Origin of the sequence: Streptococcus sp. 1453 (assembly GCF_013276955.1) — a bacterium.
GTDB lineage: Bacteria > Bacillota > Bacilli > Lactobacillales > Streptococcaceae > Streptococcus.
The window spans coordinates 83,378-94,724 of the sequence record NZ_VMLZ01000013.1 but is presented as its reverse complement, the minus strand read 5'-3'; the positions used below and the strand labels follow the sequence as shown (position 1 = coordinate 94,724).

8 protein-coding genes and 8 tRNA genes are annotated in these 11,347 nt (G+C 37.9%); 14 read left to right on the top strand and 2 right to left on the bottom strand.

What is annotated here, in order from left to right:
• Nucleotides 1–21: 21 nt before the first annotated feature.
• The 8 genes from HW098_RS08825 (at nucleotide 22) to HW098_RS08790 (ending at nucleotide 735) form a co-directional block, all read left to right on the top strand.
• Nucleotides 22–95, top strand: a tRNA-Met gene (locus HW098_RS08825).
• A gap of 13 nt (nucleotides 96–108) precedes the next feature.
• Nucleotides 109–182, top strand: a tRNA-Ile gene (locus HW098_RS08820).
• Between the two features lie 10 nt (nucleotides 183–192).
• Nucleotides 193–282, top strand: a tRNA-Ser gene (locus HW098_RS08815).
• 9 nt (nucleotides 283–291) lie between these two features.
• Nucleotides 292–365, top strand: a tRNA-Met gene (locus HW098_RS08810).
• A gap of 3 nt (nucleotides 366–368) precedes the next feature.
• Nucleotides 369–441, top strand: a tRNA-Phe gene (locus tag HW098_RS08805).
• A 20-nt stretch (nucleotides 442–461) separates the two neighbouring features.
• Nucleotides 462–532 (top strand) — tRNA-Gly (locus tag HW098_RS08800).
• Between the two features lie 35 nt (nucleotides 533–567).
• Nucleotides 568–641 (top strand) — tRNA-Ile (locus tag HW098_RS08795).
• 6 nt (nucleotides 642–647) lie between these two features.
• Nucleotides 648–735, top strand: a tRNA-Ser gene (locus tag HW098_RS08790).
• A 125-nt stretch (nucleotides 736–860) separates the two neighbouring features.
• Here the strand turns inward: HW098_RS08790 and birA are convergent.
• Entirely contained in the window at nucleotides 861–1,796 is a 936-nt protein-coding gene (birA, locus tag HW098_RS08785; protein WP_088781338.1) for a bifunctional biotin--[acetyl-CoA-carboxylase] ligase/biotin operon repressor BirA, read from the bottom strand.
• Nucleotides 1,793–2,653 carry an AraC family transcriptional regulator gene (locus tag HW098_RS08780; protein WP_176139866.1) on the bottom strand — a complete coding sequence of 287 codons (861 nt, stop codon included), beginning with the start codon at nucleotides 2,651–2,653 and terminating at the stop codon, nucleotides 1,793–1,795. Before HW098_RS08780 ends, birA begins: the two co-directional genes overlap by 4 nt.
• A gap of 107 nt (nucleotides 2,654–2,760) precedes the next feature.
• Between HW098_RS08780 and HW098_RS08775 the strand changes: the two genes are divergently transcribed.
• The 6 genes from HW098_RS08775 (at nucleotide 2,761) to HW098_RS08750 (ending at nucleotide 11,043) form a co-directional block, all read left to right on the top strand.
• Nucleotides 2,761–4,923, top strand: coding sequence for an alpha-galactosidase (locus HW098_RS08775; RefSeq protein WP_176139865.1), 2,163 nt, complete (start codon nucleotides 2,761–2,763; stop codon nucleotides 4,921–4,923).
• A gap of 34 nt (nucleotides 4,924–4,957) precedes the next feature.
• Nucleotides 4,958–6,208, top strand: coding sequence for an extracellular solute-binding protein (locus HW098_RS08770; RefSeq protein WP_176139864.1), 1,251 nt, complete (start codon nucleotides 4,958–4,960; stop codon nucleotides 6,206–6,208).
• 18 nt (nucleotides 6,209–6,226) lie between these two features.
• Nucleotides 6,227–7,099 carry a sugar ABC transporter permease gene (locus HW098_RS08765; protein ID WP_001007686.1) on the top strand — a complete coding sequence of 291 codons (873 nt, stop codon included), beginning with the start codon at nucleotides 6,227–6,229 and terminating at the stop codon, nucleotides 7,097–7,099.
• Nucleotides 7,100–7,115: 16 nt separating this feature from the next.
• Complete coding sequence (locus HW098_RS08760) at nucleotides 7,116–7,949, top strand: carbohydrate ABC transporter permease (protein ID WP_176139863.1); 834 nt, start codon at nucleotides 7,116–7,118, stop codon at nucleotides 7,947–7,949.
• A 320-nt stretch (nucleotides 7,950–8,269) separates the two neighbouring features.
• Entirely contained in the window at nucleotides 8,270–9,712 is a 1,443-nt protein-coding gene (gtfA, locus tag HW098_RS08755) for a sucrose phosphorylase (RefSeq protein ID WP_176139862.1), read from the top strand.
• Between the two features lie 137 nt (nucleotides 9,713–9,849).
• Complete coding sequence (locus tag HW098_RS08750; protein ID WP_176139861.1) at nucleotides 9,850–11,043, top strand: O-antigen ligase; 1,194 nt, start codon at nucleotides 9,850–9,852, stop codon at nucleotides 11,041–11,043.
• The last annotated feature ends 304 nt before the right edge of the window (nucleotides 11,044–11,347 follow it).

The following is an 11,347-nucleotide window of genomic DNA, read 5'->3' as shown; positions in this document are numbered from 1 at the left end:
AATCCTGTCTTCCCGATACATGGCGGTGTAGCTCAGCTGGCTAGAGCGTCCGGTTCATACCCGGGAGGTCGGGGGTTCGATCCCCTTCGCCGCTATAATGATCTTGTCGGACCTTTAGCTCAGCTGGTTAGAGCTCTCGGCTCATAACCGAGTGGTCGTAGGTTCAAGTCCTACAAGGTCCATTTGAATATTGGAGGATTACCCAAGTCCGGCTGAAGGGAACGGTCTTGAAAACCGTCAGGCGTGTAAAAGCGTGCGTGGGTTCGAATCCCACATCCTCCTTTTTATTAACGCGGGATGGAGCAGCTCGGTAGCTCGTCGGGCTCATAACCCGAAGGTCGTAGGTTCAAATCCTGCTCCCGCAATAAGGCTCGGTAGCTCAGTTGGTAGAGCAATGGATTGAAGCTCCATGTGTCGGCGGTTCGATTCCGTCTCGCGCCATTTTTACTTATAGTATGTATGCGGGTGTAGTTTAGTGGTAAAACTACAGCCTTCCAAGCTGTTGTCGCGAGTTCGATTCTCGTCACCCGCTTTGAACTTTGTTCAAATTACCAAGTTTTTTAACTTGGGCGCGTAGCTCAGGTGGTTAGAGCGCACGCCTGATAAGCGTGAGGTCGGTGGTTCGAGTCCACTCGTGCCCATTAATTGGAGAATTACTCAAGAGGCTGAAGAGGACGGTTTGCTAAATCGTTAGGTCGGGTAACTGGCGCAAGGGTTCGAATCCCTTATTCTCCGTTTTAATGAGAGTTTGTAACTCTCTTTTTTATTTTTAGAGACAATAAAACTTCAGATCTGTAAAACTTAATTGAATTACTAATCTGAAGTTATTTTTATATCGTTTATATTATAATTGTGTTATTTCACTTCCAACCCTTGAGTGAAATTTCTCCGCTATTGAGCCAGATTTCTTTTCCGTTATCACATTGAACTAAAAGTTTGCCATTTTCAGAGATATCTTTAGCAAATCCCTTGTGGTCTTTTTGATCTAGTGTGAAAGTAACTTCTTTTCCTAGAACGAATGACTGTTTTTTATATAGGTATAATAGTTCCTCTGCTGGTGTTTCGAAGAAAGCACGCCAGATTTCTATGATCAATTCATTCCTTGTTATAGGAGCTGTAGTTTTAAATAAGCTAGCAGCTTTTTCTTTTAATTCCTGAGGGAAGTCTTTAATAGTGAAATTGATACCTACTCCAATAATGATATCTGTGACTAAGCTTGTTTCTACAGAGGTCATTGCTTCAGTGAGAATTCCTCCAATTTTATGATTTTTGAGGTAGATATCGTTGACCCATTTTATGTCGACATCTATTAAAGTTAGGTTCTTAATGGCTTTGTAGACAGCTCCTGCTACAAGTAGTGTGTAGGATGGTAATTTGTCGTAAGGTAGATTTGGTTTAAGATGGAGTGTCATATAAATGCCACCTTGTGGTGAGTAGAAAGAACGTTGAAATCGACCTCGGCCTGCTGTTTGATAGGAAGCTAGATAGAGGGTATTTGCTTCATGGCCTAAATCAATTGCTTCTTTTGCATCTAGTTGTGTTGAGCTTGTTTCGGGTTTAAAGCTGACTTTAATTGGAAGATTTTCTTCTAGAATCTCTGGAAGAATAAGGTCACCATTCATCAGTTTATATCCTCTATTTTTGATACTATCAATTTCAATGCCTTCTTGTTCTAGTCGCTTGATAGCTTTCCAAATTGATGTTCGGCTTAGGGATAGTTCCTCTGCAATCTTTTCTCCGCTGATATAGTCGGTTTCTTTAGCTAGAATCTGATAGACAGCTTGGTAGGATTTCATAGTGTTTCCTTTCTCACTAGTTGGTATTGAGAGTATTCTTTTCTTGTATGACTTGGAGTCTGATTAAAGTATTGTTTATAAGCTTTTGAAAAATGGAGTGGATCTGAAAAACCTACTGAGTATGCAATTACCTTGATGGACTCTTGGGTATTTTCGAGAAGTTGTTTAGCTCGGTGCATTCGAACGTAGAGTAGGTATTCTTTGGGTGATAAGGTGTTAAATTCTTTGAATACGCTTGATAAGTAGCTTCTGTGAACGGATAGTTCTTTTGCTAAATCTTGAATTGTAAGTGATTGAGGATAGTGGCTATCAATTAATCGTTTGCATTCAAGATAGAGTTGGTGAGTTGATGAAATATTCTTTTTTTTCTGATTGGGAGCAATAGTTCCCAGATGAAACATCAGTTCATGGAGTTGTCCCATGATATGGAGTTGAGCTAATTCATTTGATTTTGAAATCTGAGCGAAGCGAACAATGTCTGAGATGAGTTTTGCAGTGGTCTGGGTATGACAAGTTTCAGATTGGATGAGATAGGATTGATCAGAAATTTGAGAAAGAGCAAAATAGTCAGGAGCTTTCCCTCCAGTGATTCCTAACCAGTAGTAGGCCCAAGGTTCTTCACTATCTGCTTGATAAAAGGTTAGTTCATCTGGTTTTAATAGAAAGAAATCTCCTTCTTTTAAATCAACAATTTTACCCTTGTAATGAAATTTTCCTTGTCCTTTAGTAATGTAATGTAGGACGTATGTATCTCGAATTGTTGGCCCAAAAGAGTAATTTGGTGTGCATTCTTCATATCCATAAAAGCTTAGGGAAAGGTCAATTGTTCCAGTCTGGTATTCTGAAAAAACTAGCATGTGCTACCTCCTACCTAACATTTTACCATATTCTTGAGACATTTTTCTATTTTAGAAAGCGATTTCAGATGATAAAATAGAGTCAATAAAGTGATGAGGTGAAGTAAATGGGAGTTAGGATAGAGAATAATCTATTTTATGTTGAGAGTAAAAATCTAAGTTTGATTATTGAAAATCGAAATGGGTACCTACTTTTGAAACATTTAGGAAAGACTATTAAGAACTATAAAAGTTCCAATAGTGTTTATGAACGAGACCATGCCTTTTCAGGAAATCCAACAGCTACTAATCGAACCTTTAGCTTAGATACGCAACGTCAAATTTTTGGACAACATGGTTTGGGTGACTTTAGAAAACCAACTTTACAGGTTCAGCATGATGCAACTGAAGTAACAGACTTTCGATTTGTAGAAACAAAGATTTTAAAAGGTCAGAATGGTCCACAGGGCTTACCTTCTCCACATAGCATGGACGATACAGAGACTCTTGTCTTAATGTTAGAAGATTCTAAGGCTCAACTTAGTCTGACTTTGTATTATACTGCTTTTAATAATGATTCGACAATTGCTAGCTACAGTAAATTAGAGAATAATAGTAATCAGGAAGTTGTCATCCATAAAGATTTTTCTTTTATGGCTGATTTCCCTGCTGCAGCTTACGAAATCGTAACTCTGCAGGGTGCTTATGCTCGTGAAAAGACTGTTAGACGTCAACAGGTAGAACAAGGAATCTTTTCGATTAGTTCAAACCGTGGGGCTTCTGGGCATGCTCAAACACCAGCTCTTCTACTATGCGAACAAGGAGTCACAGAGGATGCTAGGAATGTGTTTGCTATTCAACTAATGTATAGTGGAAACTTTGAAGCTTTTGTTCAAAAAAATCAATTGAATGAAGTTCGGGTGGCTATTGGCATAAATCCGGAAAATTTTTCTTGGAAGTTAGACCCTGAGGAATACTTTGAAACACCGGTAGCTTTAGTGACTTATTCAGATAAGGGATTAACTGGTGTTAGTCATGAAAGTCATAATTTTGTACTGAAGCACATTCTGCCAAGTAAATTTTCTAAAAAAGAACGCCCAATTCTAATCAATAACTGGGAAGCTACTTACTTTGACTTTCAGAGAGAAAAGCTGTTAGAGCTAGCTGATGAAGCTAAGAAAGTTGGCATTGAACTTTTTGTATTAGATGATGGGTGGTTTGGTAATCGCTTTGATGATAATCGTGCTTTAGGTGATTGGGTTGTTAATGAGAAAAAACTGGGTGGAAGTCTAGAAAGTCTGATTTCAGCAATCCACGAAAGAGGTTTGCAGTTTGGGATTTGGTTAGAACCTGAGATGATTTCTGTAGATAGTGATTTGTATCGTAAACATCCTGACTGGGCTATTCAGGTTCCTGGCTATGAGCATACTTATTCTCGGAATCAATTAGTACTTAATCTTGCCAATCCTCAGGTAGTAGAATACTTGAAAAATGTCTTAGATGAACTCCTATCTTATCATGAGATTGATTACATTAAATGGGATATGAATCGTAATATGACTAACCTGGGGAATGGTTCGAACTATATAGAGACACAGATGCAATCTCATCAGTACATGCTGGGGCTTTATGAACTTGTCGCTTATCTGACAGAGAAGCACAGCCATATTCTCTTTGAGTCCTGCTCTGGTGGTGGTGGACGAAATGATCTTGGTATGATGCGCTATTTTCCACAAGTCTGGGCTAGTGATAATACAGATGCTATTGCACGTTTACCAATTCAATATGGCTCATCCTATCTCTATCCAACCATTTCTATGGGGGCTCATGTGTCAGCAGTACCGAATCATCAGATGGGACGGATGACACTATTGGAAACTCGTGGTCATGTAGCAATGATGGGAAATTTGGGATATGAGCTTGATTTGACAAGTTTATCCGATGAAGAGAAAGCTACGATTGCTAATCAGGTGAACTTGTATAAAGAATTACGACCAGTAGTTCAGTTAGGACAACAGTATAGACTCATTAACCCTGATACTGAATCCAATGAAGCAGCTGTACAATTTAATTACAAAAATCAAACGATTGTAACCTACGTTCGCGTTTTGTCAGTTGTAGAGACAATGGAAACAACTTTAAAGTTAAAAGATTTGGATGAAGAGGGACTGTATGAATTACAGGAAAATGGCGAAGTTTACTCAGGTGCAGAACTCATGTATGCAGGCTTAACTGTTATCTTATCCCAAGGAGATTTTTTGAGTAGACAGTATATTTTTAGAAGACTATAATAAAGGTGTATAAATTTATAAAGGAGGCTTTCCAATGAAATGGTATAAGAAAGCAGGTTTTCTTTTAGCAGCTGGTGCTAGTGTACTAGGCCTAGCAGCTTGTGGTCAGAATAATCAATCGACTGATGGAAAGGTAATGATTGAATTTTTTAACCAGAAGACCGAAATGGCGGATACTTTGCAAAAAATTGTAGATCATTTTGAAAAGGATCATCCTACTATTGATGTAAAACTGACGACTGTTCCGGCAGCTGGAATTGTTCTGAAGACTCGGATTTTATCAGGAGATGTTCCAGATATTGTTAATATCTATCCTCAAAATATAGATTTTCAGGAGTGGGCAAAAGCAGGTTACTTTACAGATATGACAGGGAAATCTTATCTTGAGAACATTAAGAATGACTATGCAGAAAAGTATGCAATCAATAATAAGATTTATAGTGTTCCTTTAACTGCTAACCTTTATGGAATCTATTACAATAAAACAAAGTTTAAAGAATTAGGACTTGAGGAACCGAAGACTTTTAAAGAGTTTCAAGAGATTGTTAAAAAGATAAAAGATAGTGGGAATTCTCCGTTTGCAGTTGCAGGCAATGAAGGATGGACATTAAACGGTTATCACCAACTTTCTCTCATTACCATTACAGGCAGTGGAGACGCAGCTAATAACTATCTTCGCTTTTCAAAACCAAACGCTATCTCTGTAGATGATGCTATTTTAAAAGCAGATGCAGAACGACTAGATTTATTGGCGGATAATGCTCAAGATGGATGGCGTGGTGCCTCTTATAACGATGCGGTGGTAGCATTTTCGAATGAAAAAACCTTGATGATGCCACAAGGATCATGGGCATTAGCGGCAATTAATCAACAGGATCCAAAATTCGATGTGGGGATGTTTGCCTTCCCAGGAGAAGAAGTAGGAAAAGAAGTCACTGTTGGTGCAGGGGACATGGCATTATCAATTTCAGCTACTACCAAACATCCTAAAGAAACCGAAGAATTTATCAGCTATATGACTAGTCCAAAAGCTATGCAGGCATATTATGATGTGGATGGATCACCAGTTGCTGTAAAAGGTGTACAGGAAAAAGAAGATTCAGCACTTGCAGAGATTTCTAAACTAGCATTTACGGATAAACATTATGTTTGGTTGGGCCAACACTGGAATTCTGAAGAAGATTTTTTCAATCTAAGTGCAGGTTACTTGATGGATAAAAATCTGAAAAATATGGCAAAAAATCTCAATGCTTTCTTTAATCCAATGAAGGCAGATTTGGACTAGAATAGGAGTTAAGATGATATGGCTATCCGAAAATTTTTAAATAAATACTGGGGTTGGACTTTTTTGCTCATCCCGCTTGCATTACAAGCTATCTTCTTTTACTTTCCGATGGTACAAGGTGCTTTCTATAGTTTGACTAACTGGACTGGATTGACCTATAATTATAAATTTGTTGGTCTGAATAACTACAAATTGCTGATGATTGATGGGAAATTCTTCACAGCCATAGCTTTTACTTTGATTTTAACTCTGGCATTGATTATTGGAGAGATTACAATTGGGATGGTTGTAGCTCGAGCCTTAAATTCTAAGATGAAAGGGCAGACCTTCTTTAGAGCATGGTTCTTTTTCCCAGCGGTTTTGTCTGGTTTGACAGTTTCCTTGATTTTTAAACAATTCTTTAACTATGGTCTTCCAACGATTGGAAAAATTTTAGGGATTAGTTTTTTACAAGAAAGTCTATTAGGAACACCTATCGGTGCGGTAGTGGCAACTATTTTTGTTCTTTTATGGCAAGGAGTAGCAATGCCAATTATTCTCTTTCTTGCTGGTCTTCAGAGTATTCCATCTGATATTTTGGAGGCGGCATCAATTGATGGTGCAACAAGCAAACAAACCTTTTGGAAGATTGAGTTACCATATTTGTTGCCAACGATTTCTATGGTTTTTATCCTAGCTCTTAAGTCCGGTTTGACTGCCTTTGATCAAATTTTTGCCTTGACGAGTGGTGGTCCTAATAATGCTACAACGTCTCTTGGTCTTTTAGTCTATAACTATGCCTTCAAGAGTAATCAATATGGATATGCGAATGCAATTGCCTTGATTTTATTCTTAATTATTGGGATTGTTTCTCTTATCCAAATCAAACTATCAAAGAAATTTGAAATCTAATAGGGGAGTCTTACACATGAAAAAAGAAGAAAAATTGAATCAGTTTTGGAAGTATGTCCTCTTGATAGTAGGTGGTATTCTCATACTTGTTCCTTTGTTGGTAACGGTTTTTAGTTCCTTCAAGACAACCAAGGATATCATGAATCATTTCTTTGGTTTGCCCAATCCTTTTACCTTAAGTAATTATGAACGATTGATTTCGGATGGGATTGGAGGCTATTTCTGGAATTCAGCTGTTATTACGGTATTATCATTGATTGTAGTAGCCTTCTTTATACCAGCTGCAGCTTATTCCATTGCTCGAAATATGTCCAAGAAAAAAGCCTTTGCAATTATGTATTCGCTCTTGATCTTAGGGATATTTGTTCCATTTCAGGTGATTATGATTCCTATCACAGTTATGATGAGCAAACTTGGCCTGGCAAATATGTGGGGGTTGGTACTACTTTATCTAACTTATGCAATTCCACAGACTCTCTTCTTGTATGTTGGTTATATTAAAATCAGTGTACCAGATAGTTTAGATGAAGCTGCAGAAATTGATGGGGCTGATCGATTTACAACTTACCGTCGAATTATCTTTCCAATGCTGAAGCCCATGCATGCTACAAGCTTGATTATCAATGCATTATGGTTCTGGAATGACTTTATGTTGCCATTGTTGATTTTGAATAAGGATTCCAAGCTGTGGACTTTGCCTCTCTTCCAGTACAACTACCAAGGTCAGTATTTTAATGACTATGGGCCAAGTTTTGCATCCTATATTGTGGGAATTGTAACAATTACTGTCGTCTACCTCATCTTCCAAAAACATATTATTTCAGGAATGAGCAACGGAGCAGTGAAGTAAGAAGAACTCATGGAATCTATAGTCTCTGACACAGAGGAAGGGTTCAGCTTGTTGATAATTCTATGTAGAAAACAAGAAAGTGGTACTTAGTTTATTGAAGTCTATATTTAGTACGAGTTTGATGATAAACAGAGATTTAATACTTAATGAAAATCAAAGAGCAAACTAGGAAGCTAGCCGCAGGTTGCTCAAAGCACAGCTTTGAGGTTGCAGATAAAGCTGACGTGGTTTGAAGAGATTTTCGAAGAGTATAACATGAATTTGATTTACGAAGCCAAGTCATATGAGACTTGGCTTCAATTAGAACAAGGAGAGTAATGATGCCAATTCAAAATAAAACTATGTTGATTACCTATTCAGATAGTCTGGGAAATAATCTTAAAGACTTATATGAGAATTTGGAAGAGCATTTTGGAGATGCTATTGGGGGAGTTCACCTTCTACCATTTTTCCCATCAACAGGTGATCGTGGATTTGCGCCAGTTGACTATGACGAAGTGGACTCAGCTTTTGGTGATTGGGAGGATATTAAGCGTTTAGGTGAGAAATATTATCTTATGTTTGACTTTATGATTAATCATATTTCTCGTCAATCCAAGTATTATAAGGACTATCAAGAAAAACATGAAGCCAGTGAATTTAAAGATCTCTTTTTAAACTGGGATAAGTTTTGGCCAGAAAACCGTCCGACACAGTCTGATGTAGATTTAATTTACAAGCGTAAGGATCGTGCACCAAAGCAAGAGATTGTTTTTGAAGATGGGTCAGTGGAACATTTGTGGAATACCTTTGGTGAGGAGCAGATTGATCTTGATGTGACCAAAGAAGTAACTATGGAATTTATCCGTAAGACCATTCAGCACTTGGCAAGTAATGGGTGTGATTTGATTCGTCTAGATGCCTTTGCTTATGCAGTGAAGAAATTGGATACTAATGATTTCTTTGTAGAACCAGATATTTGGGATTTATTGGACAAAGTTCGAGATATCGCTGCTGAGTATGGGACAGAGCTCTTACCTGAGATTCATGAACATTATTCGATTCAGTTTAAAATAGCGGATCACGATTACTATATTTATGATTTTGCGCTTCCAATGGTGACACTCTATACTCTTTACAGTTCCAGAACAGAGCGTTTGGCTAAGTGGTTAAAGATGAGCCCGATGAAGCAATTTACGACGCTAGACACCCATGATGGGATTGGAGTGGTGGATGTCAAGGATATCCTGACAGATGAGGAGATTGACTATGCTTCAAATGAACTCTATAAGGTTGGAGCTAATGTCAAACGTAAGTACTCCAGTGCCGAGTATAACAATTTAGATATCTACCAAATCAATTCAACTTACTATTCTGCGCTTGGAGATGATGATGTCAAGTATTTCCTTGCTCGTTTAATTCAAGCTTTTGCTCCAGGTATTCCCCAGGTCTACTATGTGGGGCTACTAGCAGGAAAGAATGATTTGAAATTATTAGAAGAAACTAAAGAAGGTCGAAATATTAATCGTCATTACTATAGCAATGAGGAAATAGCAGAAGAAGTCCAACGTCCTGTAGTGAAGGCCCTTCTCAATCTATTTTCTTACCGTAATCGATCAGTAGCATTTGATTTAGAAGGAACTATTGACGTTGAAACACCAACAGCCCACAGCATTGTAATCAAACGTCAAAATAAAGATAAGTCCGTAACAGCAGTAGCAGAAATTGATCTGCAAAATCAGACTTATCGGGTAATTGAAAACGGAATTGAAGTAACATTTTGAAGCCTTGATATGGTTGATGAAATAGGGTTTTTATTTTAGAAAACGTTTCCTTTGTTTTCAAATTGCTAAAAAAGTGGTACAATATAGGATAGCTTACTATTATCTGAATCAGCTGATTTGGAGAGAAAGGATTCATTTTGAAATCAATAGGCTTTATTGAAAAGCTGAGAGGGTTGTCTAGTAAAGAGCTGATTTTATTGGGAATTATCCTGAGTATCTTTTTACCCTTTTATCTTTTTGTAGTTGTATTCTGTTTATATATTATCAGTTTGATTTTTACAGGAGACATGAAAAGTATTCTTCAGAAAATGGGGGAGCATCCGATGCTGCTTCTTTTTCTTGGCTATAGTACTGTAATATCCATTTTTGCACAAAATTGGATGGGAGTTGTGGCTTCAGTAGGAATTTTTCTATTTACTGTTTTCTTTTTGCACTATCAGTCGATTTTATCCCATAAATTCTTTCGCTTGATTTTGCAGCTCGTCTTGTTTGGTAGCGTCTTGTCAGCTGTTTTTGCGAGTTTAGAACATTTCCAAATTGTGAAGAAATTCAACTATGCTTTTCTTTCACCCAATATGCAGGTCTGGCATCAGAATCGTGCAGAAGTGACCTTCTTTAATCCTAATTATTATGGAATTATTTGTTGTTTCTGTATCATGATTGCTTTCTATCTGTTTACAACGACCAAGTTGAATTGGTTGAAAGTATTTTGTGTGTTTGCAGGCTTTGTGAATCTCTTTGGATTGAACTTTACTCAAAATCGAACTGCCTTTCCTGCTATTATCGCTGGAGCCATTATTTATCTCTTTACGACCATTAAAAACTGGAAGGCCTTTTGGCTTAGTATAGGGGTCTTTGCGATTGGCTTGAGTTTCCTCTTTTCCAGTGATTTGGGAGTTCGGATGGGGACTTTAGACTCTTCTATGGAAGAACGCATTTCTATCTGGGATGCTGGGATGGCCTTGTTTAAGCAAAATCCTTTTTGGGGTGAGGGGCCATTGACCTATATGCACTCGTATCCTCGGATACATGCTCCTTATCATGAACATGCTCACAGCCTTTATATTGATACGATTCTGAGTTACGGAATTGTGGGGACTATTTTATTAGTTTTGTCTTCTGTTGCTCCTGTTCGCTTGATGATGGATATGAGTCAGGAGTCGGGGAAACGTCCGATTATCGGTCTTTATCTGTCTTTCCTTACAGTGGTTGCTGTGCATGGAATCTTTGACTTGGCCCTCTTCTGGATTCAGTCAGGTTTCATTTTCTTGCTAGTTATGTGCAGTGTTCCATTGGAGCATCGAACCTTGGTATCGGACATGACGGATTAAGTTTATAAGATTGAAATCTTCTACCTTGTGTAGGAGATTTTTTATATACACTGGGCATGTCGTGTATCTGAGGTGTAAGTCCTCTGTAGGGATCCACTATCGGTGAATACAATAGCTCTCCCCAAGCCTGACTATCGTGAGGTAGTGGATTAAAATGGTCTGGGGATAGATCGTTTTAAGTCTGACGCAGGAAATAAGAATTGTCAAAGGAAGGGATAGCGAAATCGTGGCACTACTAACAGGAACGTGATAGCAAGGCGTATATAGTGGATAAGGTAGCGAGAAATTTTAAAGTATAAAAGAT